Below are 15,671 nucleotides of genomic sequence, written 5' to 3' on the forward strand. Positions count from 1 at the left end.
TCGCAACAGAGAGTTAATATATCAGTTGCCTACCAGTCGGTTACGAGGGAGTTCTCATGACTCACCACGCCCCCGATCACCACGCGGCCCGGTCCACGGTTCTCAGCACCGAACTCCGTGACTTCGACCCCGAGATCGCCACGGCGATCGAGGCGGAGCTGGCCAGGCAGCGCGGCACGCTGGAGATGATCGCGAGCGAGAACTTCGCGCCTCTCGCCGTCATGCAGGCCCAGGGTTCGGTGCTGACCAACAAGTACGCCGAGGGCTACCCCGGTCGCCGCTACTACGGCGGCTGCGAGCACGTCGACGTCGTCGAGCGGCTCGCCATCGACCGCGTCAAGGAGTTGTTCGGCGCCGAGGCCGCCAACGTCCAGCCGCACTCCGGCGCCCAGGCCAACGCGGCCGTGATGGCCGCCCTGCTGCAGCCCGGCGACACGATTCTGGGCCTCGACCTGGCACACGGCGGCCACCTGACCCACGGCATGCGGCTCAACTTCTCCGGGCGGCTGTACAAGGTGGCGGCCTACCAGGTCGGCGAGCTCGACCACCGCATCGACATGGAGCAGGTCCGCAAGCTCGCCCAGGAACACCGGCCGAAGCTGATCGTGGCCGGCTGGTCCGCCTATCCCCGCCACTTGGACTTCGCGGCCTTCCGCCGCATCGCGGACGAAGTCGGCGCGTACCTGATGGTCGACATGGCGCACTTCGCCGGCCTCGTCGCCGCGGGCCTGCACCCCTCGCCCGTCCCGCACGCACACGTGGTCACCACCACCACGCACAAGACGCTCGGCGGCCCCCGCGGCGGCGTGATCCTCTCCACCGCCGAACTCGCCAAGAAGATCAACTCCTCGGTGTTCCCCGGCCAGCAGGGCGGCCCCCTCGAACACGTCATCGCGGCGAAGGCGGTGGCCTTCAAGATGGCCGCGCAGCCGGAGTTCGCCGACCGCCAGCGCCGCACGCTGGAAGGCGCCACGATCCTGGCCGAACGCCTGCTGGCCGCGGACACCGCGGCCGCCGGTGTCAGCGTGCTGACCGGGGGTACGGACGTGCACCTGGTCCTGGTGGACCTGCGCCACTCCGAGCTCGACGGCCGGCAGGCCGAGGACCGGCTGCACCAGGTCGGCATCACCGTCAACCGCAACGCGGTCCCCTTCGACCCGCGCCCGCCGATGGTCAGCTCCGGTGTCCGCATCGGCACACCCGCGCTCGCCGCCCGCGGCTTCGGGGCGGAGGAGTTCACCGAAGTCGCCGACATCATCGCCACGGCCTTCCTGCCCGGCTTCGACGACGAGGTGGCCGGCGCGCTGCGCGAACGTGTCCGGGTCCTTGCCGACCGCTTCCCGCTGTACCCCGTCCACGCGCAGCCCACGGCCCAGGAGGCTGGTCAGTGATGCACTCCCCCGACACCGCCGGCGCCCCCGAAGACGTACTGCCTGACCACCCGGACTTCCTGTGGCGCAACCCCGGCCCCAAGCCGTCGTACGACGTCGTCGTCGTCGGTGGTGGCGGGCACGGGCTGGCCACCGCCTACTACCTCGCGAAGAACCACGGCATCACGAACATCGCGGTCCTGGAGAAGGGCTGGCTCGCGGGCGGCAACATGGCCCGCAACACCACCATCATCCGCTCCAACTACCTGTGGGACGAGAGCTCCGGCATCTACGAGCACTCGCTCAAGCTGTGGGAGACCCTCGAAGAGGACCTCGACTACCCGATCCTCTTCAGCCAGCGCGGTGTCCTCAACCTTGCCCACAGTCTCCAGGACGTGCGCGACAGCAAGCGCCGCGTCTACGCAAACCAGCTCAACGGCATCGACGCCGAGTGGCTGGAGCCGGAAGAGGTCGCCAAGGTCTGCCCCATCGTCAACGTCTCGCAGGACGTGCGCTATCCGGTGCACGGCGCCACCTACCAGCCGCGCGCGGGCATCGCCAAGCACGACTACGTCGCCTGGGGCTTCGCCCGCAGGGCCGACGCCTACGGCATCGACCTGATCCAGGACTGCGAGGTCACCGGCCTCGACATCCGCGACGGCCGCATCCACGGCGTACGGACGACCCGCGGCAACATCGCCGCCGGAAAGGTCGCACTCGCCGCCGCCGGACACTCCTCCGTCCTCGCCTCCATGGCGGGCCTGCGGCTGCCCCTGCAGAGCCACCCGCTGCAAGCGCTGGTCTCGGAACTCCTCGAACCCGTGCACCCGACCGTGGTGATGTCCAACGCGGTGCACGTCTACGTCTCCCAGGCCCACAAGGGCGAGCTCGTCATGGGCGCCGGCATCGACAGCTACAACGGCTACGGGCAGCGCGGCGCCTTCCACATCATCGAGCGGCAGATGGCCGCCGCCCTGGAGCTGTTCCCGGTCTTCGCCCGCGCCCACATGCTGCGCACCTGGGCCGGCATCGTCGACGTCACGCCGGACGCCTCACCGATCGTCGGCGCCACGCCTGTCGAGGGCCTCTACCTCAACTGCGGCTGGGGCACGGGCGGTTTCAAGGCCACCCCGGGCGTCGGCTGGTGCTTCGCGCACACGATCGCGACGGGTGAGGCCCACCCGTACAACGCGCCCTTCACGCTGGACCGCTTCACCACCGGCGCCCTGGTCGACGAGCACGGCGCGGCCGGCGTCGCCCACTGACCGCCTCCACGGCAAGGAGATCGACATGCAGCTCATAGCCTGCCCCTGGTGCGGTCGGCGCGAGGAGATCGAGTTCCACTACGGCGGCCAGGCGCACGTCGCCTACCCCGAGGATCCGTTCGCCCTCGACGACGAGCAGTGGGCCCGGTTCGTGTTCTTCCGCGACAACCCCAAGGGCCGGTTCGCCGAGCGTTGGGTCCACGCGGCCGGCTGCCGGCGCTGGTTCACCGCCGTGCGCGACACCGTCACCCACGAGTTCGTCGCCGTCTACGAAATGGGTGCCGAGAACCCTCTCACCACGAGCACCGCGGCCGCCGCCCAGCAGCGGACGGGCCAGGAGGCCAGCTGATGAACAACTCATTCCGGTCCCGGGACCACGGCCGCATCGACCGCGACACCACGCTCTCGTTCACCTTCGACGGCACCACCTACGCCGGACACCCCGGCGACACTCTCGCCTCCGCCCTGCTGGCCAACGGGGTGCACCACGTGGCGGACAGCGCCAAGTACCGTCGGCCCCGCGGCATTCTGTCCGCCGGTGTGGAAGAGCCCAACGCACTCGTCCAGATCGAGGTCCCGTTCCCCGAACCCATGCTCACGGCCACCACGGTCGAACTGTACGAGGGCCTGGTCGCCCGGGGTCTGTCCGGCCAGGGCCGACTGAGCGCGGAGCCGGACGAGGCGCGCTACGACACCGTGCACGCCCACTGCGACGTCCTGGTCGTGGGCGCCGGCCCGGCCGGACTGACCGCCACGCTGGCGGCAGCCCGGTCCGGAGCCCGTGTGGTCCTCGTCGACGAACTGCCCAGCCCTGGCGGGTCGTTGCTGGGCAGCCAGGAACTCCTCGACGACGCGCCCGCGACCGAGTGGGTCGGCGAGGCCATGGCCGAACTCGACGCCTGTCCCGACGTGCGGGTGCTACAGCGCACCACCGCCTTCGGCCAGTACGACGACGGGCTCGTCCTCGCCCTGGAAAAGCGCACGGACCACCTCGGAACCGCTGCACCCGCGCACGTGTCGCGCCAGCGGATCTGGCGCATCCGCGCCCACCAGGTGATCTTCGCGACCGGCGCCTACGAGCGGCCCGTCGCCTTCGACGACAACGACCGGCCCGGCATCATGCTGGCCGGCTCGGCCCGCACCTACCTGAACCGCTTCGGCGTGCTGCCCGGACGCCGGGCCGTCGTGTTCACCACGAACGACAGCGCCTACTCTGCAGCCCTCGATCTCGCCGACGCGGGCGTGCGGATCGCCGCGGTCGTCGACGCCCGCGAGGAGGTGCCGGCGCACTGGCGCACCGCCTGCGAGGAGCGGGGCATCGAGGTGCGCGCGGGCCATGTCGTCACCGGGACCAGCGGTATCGAGCGGATCTCCCGCGCCCACGTCTCCGCGTTCGGTCAGGGGCGCCTCGGTGAACGGCAGGGCATCGACTGCGACCTCCTGCTCGTCTCCGGCGGCTGGAACCCGGCCGTGGCCCTGTTCAGCCAGGCCCGCGGTGTCCTGCGCTACGACGCGGGGATCGGCGCCTTCGTACCCGAGAGGGCCTTGGCCGACGTCCGTACGGCGGGAGCGGCCAGCGCTGCCTTCACCCTGGCCGGCGCTCTGGCGGACGGCGCGGACGCCGCGCGTCAGGCCCTGTCCGCCCTCGGCAGGACCGGCGGCACGATCTCGCTTCCGGCCACCGCCCCGCTTCCCGAGGGCGCACCAGGTCTGGTTCTGTGGCGGGTGCCGAGCCCGCAGGAGGGCTCGGACGGCTCCAGCCAGTTCGTCGACCTGCAGCGCGACGCTCACGTCGCCGACATCCTGCGGGCGACCGGGGCGGGCCTGCGATCCGTGGAGCACGTCAAGCGGTACACCACGATCGGCACCGCGCACGACCAAGGCCGCACATCCGGTGTGATGACCTCGGGGATCGTCGCCGAGGCGCTCGGTGTCGACGTCGCCGATCTCGGCACGATGCGGTTGCGGCCGCCCGCCGTGCCCGTGGCCTTCGCCGCTTTCGCCGGCCGCAACCGCGGTGACCTGTTCGACCCGGTGCGCGTGACCGGCATCCACCCGTGGCACGTCGAGCACGGCGCGCTGTTCGAGGACGTCGGCCAGTGGAAGCGCCCCTGGTACTACCCGCAGGGCGACGAGACCATGGAGGAGGCGGTGCTGCGCGAGTGCCGCGCGGCCCGTACCGGCGTCGCGCTGATGGACGGCTCCACCCTCGGCAAGATCAATGTGCAGGGTCCGGACGCCGGTGTGCTCCTCGACCGGCTCTACACGAACATGATGAGCACGCTCAAGGTGGGCCGGGTCCGCTACGGCGTGATGTGCGGCGTCGACGGCATGGCCCTCGACGACGGCACCGTGATCCGGGTGGCCGAGCAGGAGTTCCTGCTCACCACGACCACCGGCAACGCGGCAAAGATCCTCGAGTGGATGGAGGAGTGGCTGCAGACGGAGTGGCCCGACCTTCGCGTCCACCTCACCTCCGTCACCGAGCACTGGGCGACCATCCCGCTGGTCGGCCCCCGCTCCCGGGCGGTGCTGGCCCTGGCGGCTCCCGAACTGGACGTCGACAACGAGGCGTTCCCGTTCATGTCATGGCGCGACACCCCCGTCGCCGGCATCCCCGCCCGGGTGTGCCGCATCAGCTTCTCCGGTGAGCTCGCCTACGAGATCAACGTGCCCGCGTGGGACGCCATCACCGTGTGGAAGGCCCTCGTTGCCGCCGGCGACGCGTTCGGCATCACTCCCTACGGCACCGAGACGATGCACGTCCTGCGTGCCGAGAAGGCGTACCCGATCATCGGGCAGGACACCGACGGCACCATCACGCCGCAGGACCTGGGCATGTCGTGGGTCGTGTCGAAGAAGAAGCCCGACTTCGTCGGCAAGCGGTCCTTCTCCCGTGAGGAGAACCGGCGCGAGGACCGCAAGCAGTTGGTGGGCCTGCTCCCCGTCGACGAGCGGACCCTCCTGCCCGAGGGCGCCCAGATCATCGCAACCAGCACCGTCCCCGCTCCCCCGGTCCCCATGCTGGGCCACGTCACCTCCAGCTACCGCAGCGATGCCCTCCAGCGGACGTTCGCCCTGGCTCTGGTGCGCTCGGGATCACGGCGCGTCGGCGAAACCCTCTACGTGCCACTGGACGGCAGGACCGTCGCGGTGACCGTGACCGAACCCGTGCTCTTCGACAAGGAGGGAACTCGCCGTGACGGTTGAGACACCCACCCGCTTCAGTCCGCTCGCCACCTGGCAAGACGCCCTGGCGCAACTGCCCACCGGACTGAACGCGAGGGAACTGCCCTTCCTGACCCAGCTCACCGTGCGGGTGCGGCCCGGCAGTCCCGCGGCCCGCGCTGTCGAGGCCGCACTCGGCATCGCTCTGCCCGGACCCTCGCGCAGCGAGATGACGGGAGACGTCAAAGCACTGTGGCTGGGCCCCGACGAGTGGCTGCTGGTCGCGCCCGAAGGCCGGCAGGACGCCCTCGTCGCCCGGTTGCGGGAGGCAATCGGTGACGAGTTCGCCACCGTCACCGACGTGTCGGCGCAGCGCACCACGCTGGCCCTGTCCGGACATCTCGTCCGCGAGGTGCTGGCCCAGGGTTGTGCGATCGACCTGGACCCCCGGGTGACGCCCGTCGGTTCGTGTCTGACGACGGTCCTGGCGCAGGCCCCCGTCACTCTCGTGGTGCGCGGTGAGGCGGCCTCCAGCGTCTGGTTGCTGGTCCGTTCCTCGTTCGCGTCGTACCTGGCCACCTGGCTGGCCGACGCCTGCACGGAGTACGGCGGGGGCACCGGATGAGCATCAGCGTCTTCGACATGTTCAAGGTCGGCATCGGGCCCTCCAGTTCCCACACGGTGGGCCCGATGCGGGCGGCGCACACCTTCGTGTACGCCTTGGAACAGGACGGCCTGCTGGCGGAGACGAGTCACGTGCGTGTGGAGCTGTTCGGCTCGCTGGGCGCGACCGGGCACGGACACGGCAGCGTGAAGGCCGTCGTTCTGGGGCTCGAGGGCGAGGTTCCCGAGCTGGTCGACCCGGCCGTCGCCGAGCCGACGACGGCCCGCGTCGAGGCGACACGGTCCCTGCGCCTCCTCGGCAAACACACGATCGCGTTCCACCTCGACGACGACGTGATCCTGCACCGCAACAAGCGTCTCGACTTCCACTCCAACGCCATGACGTTCGAGGCCACCGCCGACGACGGGCGGTGCCTGGCAGCACGCACGTACTACTCCGTGGGCGGCGGGTTCGTGCTCGATGACAGCGCGGCCGGCGATCCGCAGATCGGCCCGGACCGCACACCGGTCCGCTATCCGTTCACCACCGGCGCCGAGCTGCTGGCCCACACCCGGGCCACCGGACTGCCCATCAGCTCGATCATGATGGCCAACGAGCTGGCGTGGCGCAGTGAGGAAGACGTATGCGCCGGCCTCCTGCACATCTGGTCCGTGATGCAGGAGTGCGTCCGCAAGGGATGCGGCATCGACGGGGTGCTGCCCGGCAGCCTGAAGGTACGCCGCCGGGCCGCCGCCCTGCACCGCAAGCTGCTCGCGGCGGACACCGAGGCCGAGACCGACTCCCTGCACGCCATGGAGTGGGTCACGCTGTACGCCCTCGCGGTCAACGAGGAGAACGCGGCAGGCGGCCGGGTGGTGACCGCCCCGACGAACGGCGCGGCCGGCATCGTCCCCGCGGTCCTGCACTACTACGACCGCTTCGTGCGCGGCGCAGGCCCGGACGGCATCGTCCGCTTCCTGCTCACCGCGGCTGCCGTCGGCGTCCTGTTCAAGGAGAACGCCTCGATCTCGGGAGCCGAGGTCGGCTGCCAGGGCGAGGTCGGCTCCGCCTGCTCGATGGCCGCGGCCGGCCTGGCCGAAGTCCTGGGCGGCACCCCCGAGCAGGTCGAGAACGCCGCCGAAATCGGGATCGAGCACAACCTCGGCCTCACCTGCGACCCGGTCGGCGGCCTCGTCCAGATCCCCTGCATCGAACGCAACGCGGTCGCCTCCCTCAAGGCCATCACCGCGGCCCGCATGGCGCTGCACGGGGACGGCACCCACCATGTCTCGCTCGACAAGGCGATCAAGACCATGCGCGAGACCGGGGCCGACATGAAGGACAAGTACAAGGAGACCGCCCGCGGCGGTCTCGCTCTCAACGTCGTCGAATGCTGAAGGACCCCTCATGAACGGCGAGTTCGTCCTCACCCTCAGCTGCCCCGAGCGCCCCGGCATCCTCCATGCCGTGACGTCCTTCCTCCTCCGGCACGGCTGCGACATCACCGAACACCAGCAGTTCGACGACACCGAGCAGAGCAGTGTCTTCCTGCGCACCAGCTTCACCGCCCCCGAGGCAGGAGTGCCCCTCGACCGCCTCCGGGACGACTTCACAGCCGTGGCGACCGCATTCCGGATGGAGTGGCAGCTCAGGGACGCCGCACTCAAGCCGCGCGTACTCGTGATGGTCTCGAAGTTCGACCACTGCCTGGCGGACCTGCTCTACCGATGGCGCAGCGGCGCCCTGGACGCCGAGATCGTCCTGGTGGTCTCCAACCATCCGGACCTGGAGCCACTGGCGGCCGCCGAAGGGGTGCCGTTCCAGCACGTTCCGGTCACCGCCGCGGCCAAGCCCGAGGCCGAGGCCCGGCTGCTCGATCTGATCGAGGAGCACCGCATCGACCTCGTCGTCCTCGCCCGCTACATGCAGGTGCTCTCGGACGACCTGTGCAAGCGGCTGGAAGGCCGGGCCATCAACATCCACCACTCCTTCCTGCCGAGCTTCGCCGGTGCCAAGCCGTACCACCAGGCCCACCGGCGCGGCGTCAAACTGGTCGGCGCCACCGCCCACTACGTCACCGCCGACCTGGACGAGGGCCCGATCATCGAGCAGGAGATCATCCGCGTCGACCACCGGGCCGGCCCCGAGCGGCTCGTCACCGTGGGCCGCGACGCCGAACGTCTGGCCCTCGCCCGCGCGGTCAACTGGCACTGCCAGGGCCGCATTCTGCTCCAGGGCAACCGGACCGTCGTCTTCAGCTGACCCGCCCCTCCCAGGAACGGATGCCGCATCCAGTGTCGGCACACCTGAGCCCGGGACCCCCGAACGGCCGCAGGCATCCTGTCGGCAGGGCGAGCAAGCGAGTGGGCGCTTGTACTTCTGGCATTCCCGCCGGCGTCACCGGCACGGCACCGCACACCGTGTCCGGCCGCCGGGCCAGCAGCCCGCCGTGGTGTCCGCGGCACCGGAGGAGGCCCACAACCCCGACACCCACAAGATCACGACCGCCGGGTCGGCACTCTCCGCGCACCTCAGCGTGCTGCGCGCCCCGCGCACACTTCCCGCAACGACCGTCCTCACCCGCTGACACCGGTCAAGGAACACTGGTCCCCACCTGGTCCCCAAAAATGATCAAGGGCCGACTTCGGATGCCTCCGAAACCGGCCCTGACCTGCGACTGTCTCCAGTCGGGACGACAGGATTTGAACCTGCGACCCCTTGACCCCCAGTCAAGTGCGCTACCAAGCTGCGCCACGTCCCGCTGCGGAGTCACGCGGTGTGTTCCGCGTGATCACGCAGGTCAACACTACCGCACGCGCACGGGTGCTGCCGCCGACCGCTCCGTGACCGGGCCGGTGACCCGGCTCGCGCGGCGGACCGGGACGAGGAGCGCGGCCCCGGCGGCGGCGAGGCAGAACACGGTCAGCATGGCCCAGGCATGGGTGTAGCCGGAGGCGTACGGCAGTCCGGAGGGCTGGAGCCGGCCGGTGACCAGGACGCTGGTGAGCGCGGCGCCGATGGAGCCGCCGATGGTGCGGATGTTGGCGTTCATGCCGGTCGCGGCGCCGGTCTGCTCGGGCGGCACGCTGCCGACCACGAGGTTGGCCATCGAGGCGAAGGCCAGCCCGATACCGAGGCCGAACAGGCCCGCCACGACGCCGATCTGCCACCGCTCGTCGTGCCAGAGGGTGAGGAAGCCGCAGGCCAGTGCGCCGAGCGCGGCGCCCATGGTGAGCTGCGCCTTGGCCCCGACCCGGGGTTCGAGGCGGCCGCCGAGGACGCCCGAGAGGAACATGGCGATCAGCATCGGCAGCATGAGCAGGCCGGACTCGGTGACGGTGGCGCCGAAGCCGTAGCCGGCCGAGCCGGGCGTCTGGACGAAGCCGGGCAGGAACGACCAGATCGCGTACATGCCGGCGCCGAAGAGCAGGGCGGCCGTGTTGGTGGTCCGGACGACGGGCAGCCGCATCACGCGCAGGTCGATGAGCGGGGAGGCCGAACGGGACTCGGTGTACATCCAGAGGGCGAACAGCACGACCGCGGTGGCGAACAGGCCGAGCACCCCGGCCGAGCCCCAGCCCCACCGGCCGGCCTGGCTCAGCGGCAGCAGCAGCGCCACCAGCCATGCGGAGAGCAGTCCGGCGCCGAGCCAACTGACGCTGCCCTCGGCCCTCTTGGGCGACTCGGGGACGTAGCGGGCGGCGATCAGGACGGTCACGGCGACGACGGCGACCGGGATCCAGAACAGCCAGCGGTAGCCCAGCGCGGAGACGACGGGACCGGCGGCCACGATGCCGACCCCTCCGCCGGCCGCGATCACCGCGGACAGGTTGCTGATGCTGCCACTGACCTCGGCCGGGGCGAACTCGTCCCGGATGATGCCGAAGGAGAGCGGGAACAGCGCGCCGCCGGCGCCCTGCACGACACGGGCGACGATCAGGACGCCGATGTTCGGGGCCAGCGCGGCCAGCAGACAGCCGGCCAGGACGGCCACCAGGACCGCGATGAGGGTGCGTTTCCTGCCTGCCAGGTCGCCGACGCGGCCGAGTATCGGGGTGAAGACCGAGGCGGACAGCAGATAGGCCGTCATCACCCAGGTCGCGGTGGACTGTGAGGTGTGCAGGGCGTGCTGGACGGTCGGCAGGGCCGGCGCGACCAGCGACTGGAGCATGGAGAACACGCCGGCACCGGTCGCGAGGACCGCGAAGGTGAGGCGGGTGGAGTTCCGGGGCATGGCGGAGCCTCTCCGAATCGGAACGGAGGGAGATGAGGGAGACGTCCACTGCTAAAGTGGAGGCACCCCTCCACTGTACTGGAGGCAACCCTCCGCTTCAACCGAAGTCGAGGAACCCCTCCGGTTCGCCCGAGTCACCCGGGAGGCAGCAGTGTCCGCCACCTCGTTCCCCGTCAGCGAGCTCGTCGCGTCCCGGCGGCCGCACCGCAAGGACGCGGCCCGCAACTACGACGCGCTGATCTCGGCCGCCCGCGAGGCGTTCGCCGAGAAGGGCTCGGACGTCTCCCTGGAGGACGTGGCCCGCCGCGCCGGGGTCGGGATCGGCACCCTGTACCGGAACTTCCCCACCCGCCGCGACCTCTTCGAGAGCGTCTACGCGGACGAGGTCAACGCGCTGTGCCGGGCGGCCGTGGAGGTGGCCGGGCTGGACCCGTGGGAGGCGCTCACCACCTGGCTGGACCGCTTCACCGGCTACATGGTCACCAAGCGGGCGGTGCGCGAGGCGCTGAACGACGAGTCGGAGATCTTCTCCGCCTGCCGGGACTCGATGTACGCGGCCGGCGGCCCGCTGCTGGAGCGGGCCCAGACGTCCGGCGCGGTCCGTGCGGACATGGAGATCGGCGACCTGCTCCGCCTGGTCTCCGGCATCACGTCGACGGCCTTCGAGGACGAGGCCCAGCGCGACCGGGTCATGTCCATCGCCCTGGACGGCGTGCGGACGGTGCGCCGGACGCCCCTCTAGCGGCGCGGGGCACCGGTACGCCGAGCCGCCACCGGCCCGCGGTTCACCACTGCCCGTTCCGTACGGCGCTGCCCTGGTGGGCCGCCCTGAGCACCCGCAACGCGTCGTCCGCCGTCACCGGCCGCGGATTCGCGTACGCCTGCCCCGCCACCTGCCCGGCGGCGACCGCCAGGTCCTCCTCCTTCAGGCCGAGTTCGGCGAGCGAACGCGGCGCCCCGAGCCGCCCCGCCAGCTCCTGGAGCGCGGCCGGCGCGTCGTCCGCCCCCAGCGCACGCGCCACCGCCGCGGCGGCCTCCGGCACGGCCGGCGCGTTGAAGGCGAGGGCGTACGGCAGGACGACCGTGTGGGTCTCGGCGTGCGGGAGCCCGAACGTGCCGCCGAGGACATGGCACAGCTTGTGGTGCAGCCCCATGGTGGTCGCGCCGAGGCACGACCCGCACAGCCACGCGCCGTACAGGGCACGGGAGCGGGCCGGCACCGAGTCCGGAGCCGCGGCGATCCCCGGGAGCGCCCCGGCCATCGCCCGCACCCCCTCCTCGGCCATCAGCCCGACCAGCGGTGAGGTGTCGGGGGCGTAGAGCGCCTCGACCGCGTGGGCGAGGGCGTTGATCCCGCTGGTCACCGAGAGCGGGACCGGCAGGGAGAGGGTGAGCTCGGGGTCGTAGACGACGCTGCGCGGCAGGACGACGGGGTCGCGGCCGGTGCGTTTGGCGCCGTGCTCGGTCAGGCCCCAGACCGGGGTCATCTCGGAGCCGGCGTAGGTGGAGGGGACGGCGATCAGCGGGAGCCCGGTGCGCAGGGCGACGGCCTTGCCGAGACCGACGGCCGAGCCGCCGCCGACGGCCACGCAGCCGTCGGCGCCCGCCGCCCGCGCCACCTCGACGGCCCGGTCGGCGACCGTCACGGGCACGTGCATCCGGGCCCCGGTGTGCAGGCCCGCGCAGGCCGCTCCGAGCGAGTCGGCGACCGCCCGCGCGGTGTCCGCGCCGTGTTCGCCGCTGAGCACCAGCAGCCGTCGCAGACCGAGGTGTTCGGCCTCCCCGGCGGTCGCCGTCAGCGCCGCGCCGGGCCGGAAGACCACGCGCGCGGGCCGGCTCTCGTGGACGAAGTCGAGGTTCACGAGCGCTCCAGCACAAGGTCGAACCGGGCGTGCCGGAACGGGTTCGGCACGCCGAACTCCCCTGCCAGGGCGGGGTCGTCGGTCGGGGTGAAGTCCTTGACGAGGCTGTCCTTCACCGCGAACACGGCGTCGGAGTCGAGGTATGCGCCGCCGGCGACGAAGATGTGCGTGGTGACCGGCTCGTGTCCCTCGGCCGAGACGATGAAGTGGATGTGGGCGGGCCGGTAGGGGTGCCGTCCGGTGGCCTTGAGGAGGGTGCCCACCGGGCCGTCGGTGGGGATGGGGTAGGCGCTGGGCACGCAGGTGCGGAACCAGAAGCGGCCCTCGTCGTCCGCCGTGAACAGGCCGCGGCCGTTGCCGGCCGGCTGGACGCCGGGCTGCTGGACGTCGTAGAAGCCGTGCGGGTCGGCCTGCCAGACGTCCAGCACCGCGCCGGGCAGCGGGGTGCCGTCGGCGGCACGGACGGTACCGCTGACCACGCAGGGTTCGCCGCCGCCGACCAGGTCGATGTCGGCGCCCAGGGCGCGGACCGGGGACTCGGTCATGTGGAACGGGCCGAGGACGGTCGACTCGGTGCTGCCGGCGTCGCTGTGCCCGTTGACGCTCTCCACGAGCATAGACAGGCCGAGGACGTCCGAGAGCAGGATGAACTCCTGGCGGGTGTCCGTGCAGGTCTGCCCGGTCGAGGTGAGGAACGCGATCGCCTCCTCCCACTCGCGCTGGGTCAGCCGGGTCTCGCGCGTGAAGGCGTGCAGATGCCGGATCAGCGCGGAGAGCAGCTCGCGCAGCCGGGGGTCGTCGGTGCCGCGCAGGCTGTCGACGGCCTGCGCGGTGACTGCGGCTTCGGTTGTCATGCCGGCTCCTTGCCCGGAGGAACAGTGACCTTGAGTGATCGTAAACCCGTTCACCCTTCAATGAACCGCATCTACTTGATGAGCGCGTTGGCCACCACCACGATCACCCCGAGCAGCGCGTCGACCATGCCGACGAGCCCGGCGGCGGGCCAACTCCGTCTGGACCACCGCGCGGTGACGAGTCCGAGGCCGAACAGGACGGCGATGTTCAGGGCGAACACCGGGTACTCGACCCCCTTGGGCGGCCACCAGCCCCAGCCCGCGCCGGCCAGCAGGAAGACCGTCGGCAGTACGGCCGTGACCAGCGGCCACTCGTCGGCGAGGGTGCGCAGCCCGTCCCAGCGCCGGTGCGGGGCCCGTTCCGCGATGTAGTGGGCGTAGCCGTGGGCCAGGGCCGAGGCGCAGGCGGTGACCAGCAGCCAGAGGGCGTCGTAGCGGCGGCTCGCGGCGGAGGTGTGGCCGTACTGGGTGAGCGCGGCGACCATCGAGCAGGCCAGCACGGCGCCGTAGACCCCGCCGAACAGGACGGCCTTGCGGGTGTCGTGCCTGTGCGGCCGGGCAGCGGTCCCCGGGGTGTCGGCCATGCTCCCCACGATCACCCGGCCGTGGTCCGCCCGCCAGTCGCGCGGGCCCGACGAAGTGTCCTCCCACCAGGCCGGATGCCCCACACCCTGTCCACGGTCCGGGCACCCGCGGGCTCGGTAGGGTCGCCCCCATGACAGCCCAGCCAGCCCAGCCAGCCCAGCCGACCCCGCCGGTCCAGCCGACCGCGTCCGTCCCGCCGACGCACAGCTTCGCCGTGCACGTCCCCGACGCCGATCTGGAGCCCGATCCGCTCGACCCGGCCCAGATCGTCTCCGGCACGCCCGAGGTCACCGGGAAGGTGGTGTGGGAGTCGGCCGACGGGAAGCAGATCCGCGGCATCTGGCAGATCACCCCGGGGGTGGTCACCGACACCGAGGCGGACGAGCTGTTCGTGGTGGTGAGCGGTTCGGCGACGATCGAGGTCGAGGGCGGGGAGACGTTCCGCGTGGGCCCCGGCGACCTGGCCGTGCTGCGCGCGGGCGACCGTACGACGTGGACGGTGCACGAGACGCTGCGCAAGGCGTACGCGATCAACCTCTGACGTATCGGACCGCTTTGGGGGCTCGGGCCGCTCCCGGGGCGTGACCGGCCCCCGGGGCTCAGCGCGGCGTCGGCCCGGACAGCTGGTGGGGCATGTTGTACGGCGTGACCACCTGGATCGCCGACGGCAGCGTCGGGCCCGCGGGGGGCAGCGCGCCCTGGGCGCGCATCACCAGGTGGCAGGCCTCGCGCATGTCCTGGCGCAGGTCGTGGTGGAGGACCGCGGACAGCCGGTGCTCGCGCAGCAGGCGGGTGTTGTCGTGGTCGAGGTCGTGGGCGATGAACACGGCGCACTCCCGGCCGAGTTCGGCGAAGGCGCGCAGGGTCGCGATGTTGCCGCCGCCGATGGAGTAGACGGCGCGGATCTCCGGGTCGCGTTCCAGGGCGGCGCGGACCAGGTCGTACTGGGTGGCGTCGAGCCCCTGCCCCTCGGTGATCTCCACCAGGGTGCGCTCGGGCCGGGTGGCCCGCATGACGCTGCGGAAGCCCATCTCGCGCTCCTCCTCGTTGCGGAAGAAGCCGCTGCTGATGCTGGTGAGGATGTTGCCGGGCCGGTCGCCGAGCCACTGGCCCATCAGATAGGCGGCGGTGGCGCCGGTGGCGCGGTTGTCGCTGCCGACATAGGCGAGCCGGCCGCTCGCGGGCAGGTCGGTGACGAGGGTGACGACCGGGATGTCCGCCGACCTGAGGCGGCCGACGGCGGCGGTGACCTCGGGGACGTCCGGCGCCTTCAGGATCACGCCCTGGGAGCCGCGGCGGGCGATCCGGTCCAGGGTGGCGGCCAGCTCCCCGGCCGGCCCGGTCTCCCGGAAGTGGAACCGGGAGCGCACCACCGCCGGGTGCAGCGCCGGCAGCTCGGCCTCCAGCGCGCCGCGCACCGCCGTGGTGAACCGCTCGGGCGCGTGCATCACGATGTCGACCATGAAGGTGCGGCCCACCAGCCGGACCTGGGTGCGCTGACGGTCCAGGTCGGCTATCGCCTGGCGCACCTCGCGCTCGGTGCTCGCCCGCACCCCGCCCCTGCCGTTCAGCACACGGTCCACCGTGGCCTCGCTGAGACCGGCCTGACGTGCGATTTCACGGATCGGGAAGGGGTGTCCCACGGTTCGGCTCCTTGAGGGGTTTTTGATGGCAGCCTGCTGGTTGTTCGAGGTGTTTGTACTGACAAGAATGGCAGAGCCGTGCCGTA

15 protein-coding genes and 1 tRNA gene are annotated in these 15,671 nt (G+C 71.5%); 10 read left to right on the forward strand and 6 right to left on the reverse strand.

Features of this window, described 5'->3' with window-relative positions; all coding sequences use genetic code 11:
- The first annotated feature begins 56 nt into the window (after positions 1–56).
- From glyA to ACZ619_RS00995, 8 genes are all read left to right on the forward strand, one after another.
- On the forward strand, positions 57–1,391 hold the full coding sequence (glyA, locus tag ACZ619_RS00960) for a serine hydroxymethyltransferase (RefSeq protein ID WP_469592636.1): 1,335 nt from the start codon (positions 57–59) through the stop codon (positions 1,389–1,391).
- The gene (locus tag ACZ619_RS00965) at positions 1,391–2,635 is read left to right on the forward strand and encodes a sarcosine oxidase subunit beta family protein (protein WP_469592638.1); all 1,245 of its coding nucleotides are present in this window, start codon (positions 1,391–1,393) and stop codon (positions 2,633–2,635) included. Before glyA ends, ACZ619_RS00965 begins: the two co-directional genes overlap by 1 nt.
- 25 nt (positions 2,636–2,660) lie before the next feature.
- A complete protein-coding gene (locus ACZ619_RS00970) occupies positions 2,661–2,984 on the forward strand; it encodes a sarcosine oxidase subunit delta (protein ID WP_469592640.1) in 324 nt (107 codons plus the stop codon).
- On the forward strand, positions 2,984–5,845 hold the full coding sequence (locus tag ACZ619_RS00975; protein ID WP_469592642.1) for a 2Fe-2S iron-sulfur cluster-binding protein: 2,862 nt from the start codon (positions 2,984–2,986) through the stop codon (positions 5,843–5,845). The genes ACZ619_RS00970 and ACZ619_RS00975 overlap by 1 nt, the downstream gene beginning before the upstream one ends.
- Positions 5,835–6,428, forward strand: a complete 594-nt coding sequence (locus ACZ619_RS00980; protein ID WP_469592644.1) for a sarcosine oxidase subunit gamma — start codon at positions 5,835–5,837, stop codon at positions 6,426–6,428. Before ACZ619_RS00975 ends, ACZ619_RS00980 begins: the two co-directional genes overlap by 11 nt.
- Complete coding sequence (locus ACZ619_RS00985) at positions 6,425–7,804, forward strand: L-serine ammonia-lyase (protein ID WP_469592645.1); 1,380 nt, start codon at positions 6,425–6,427, stop codon at positions 7,802–7,804. The genes ACZ619_RS00980 and ACZ619_RS00985 overlap by 4 nt, the downstream gene beginning before the upstream one ends.
- Before the next feature lie 10 nt (positions 7,805–7,814).
- Positions 7,815–8,669 (forward strand): formyltetrahydrofolate deformylase, encoded by an 855-nt coding sequence (gene purU, locus ACZ619_RS00990; RefSeq protein ID WP_469592647.1) that lies wholly within the window; start codon positions 7,815–7,817, stop codon positions 8,667–8,669.
- Between the two features lie 190 nt (positions 8,670–8,859).
- The gene (locus ACZ619_RS00995) at positions 8,860–8,994 is read left to right on the forward strand and encodes a hypothetical protein (protein ID WP_469592649.1); all 135 of its coding nucleotides are present in this window, start codon (positions 8,860–8,862) and stop codon (positions 8,992–8,994) included.
- Between the two features lie 100 nt (positions 8,995–9,094).
- Here ACZ619_RS00995 and ACZ619_RS01000 read toward each other — a convergent pair.
- Positions 9,095–9,168 (reverse strand) — tRNA-Pro (locus ACZ619_RS01000).
- A gap of 45 nt (positions 9,169–9,213) precedes the next feature.
- Complete coding sequence (locus ACZ619_RS01005) at positions 9,214–10,641, reverse strand: MFS transporter (RefSeq protein WP_469592651.1); 1,428 nt, start codon at positions 10,639–10,641, stop codon at positions 9,214–9,216.
- Positions 10,642–10,792: 151 nt separating this feature from the next.
- Between ACZ619_RS01005 and ACZ619_RS01010 the strand changes: the two genes are divergently transcribed.
- The gene (locus ACZ619_RS01010) at positions 10,793–11,383 is read left to right on the forward strand and encodes a TetR/AcrR family transcriptional regulator (protein WP_469592653.1); all 591 of its coding nucleotides are present in this window, start codon (positions 10,793–10,795) and stop codon (positions 11,381–11,383) included.
- 43 nt (positions 11,384–11,426) lie between these two features.
- Here the strand turns inward: ACZ619_RS01010 and ACZ619_RS01015 are convergent, their stop codons facing one another.
- The 3 genes from ACZ619_RS01015 to ACZ619_RS01025 all read right to left on the reverse strand — a co-directional run bounded on the left by ACZ619_RS01015 (position 11,427) and on the right by ACZ619_RS01025 (position 13,941).
- Positions 11,427–12,503, reverse strand: coding sequence for a maleylacetate reductase (locus ACZ619_RS01015; protein WP_469592655.1), 1,077 nt, complete (start codon positions 12,501–12,503; stop codon positions 11,427–11,429).
- A complete protein-coding gene (locus tag ACZ619_RS01020) occupies positions 12,500–13,357 on the reverse strand; it encodes an intradiol ring-cleavage dioxygenase (protein ID WP_469592657.1) in 858 nt (285 codons plus the stop codon). The genes ACZ619_RS01015 and ACZ619_RS01020 overlap by 4 nt, the downstream gene beginning before the upstream one ends.
- A 71-nt stretch (positions 13,358–13,428) precedes the next feature.
- Entirely contained in the window at positions 13,429–13,941 is a 513-nt protein-coding gene (locus tag ACZ619_RS01025) for a hypothetical protein (protein ID WP_469592659.1), read from the reverse strand.
- A 131-nt stretch (positions 13,942–14,072) separates the two neighbouring features.
- On the opposite strand from ACZ619_RS01025, the gene ACZ619_RS01030 reads away from it, so the two are divergent.
- Positions 14,073–14,483 carry a cupin domain-containing protein gene (locus ACZ619_RS01030; RefSeq protein WP_469592661.1) on the forward strand — a complete coding sequence of 137 codons (411 nt, stop codon included), beginning with the start codon at positions 14,073–14,075 and terminating at the stop codon, positions 14,481–14,483.
- Between the two features lie 58 nt (positions 14,484–14,541).
- Here the strand turns inward: ACZ619_RS01030 and ACZ619_RS01035 are convergent, their stop codons facing one another.
- Positions 14,542–15,585 carry a LacI family DNA-binding transcriptional regulator gene (locus tag ACZ619_RS01035; protein WP_469592662.1) on the reverse strand — a complete coding sequence of 348 codons (1,044 nt, stop codon included), beginning with the start codon at positions 15,583–15,585 and terminating at the stop codon, positions 14,542–14,544.
- Between the last annotated feature and the right edge of the window lie 86 nt (positions 15,586–15,671).

The sequence above is a fragment of the Streptomyces sp. NPDC104367 genome, from assembly GCF_055583825.1.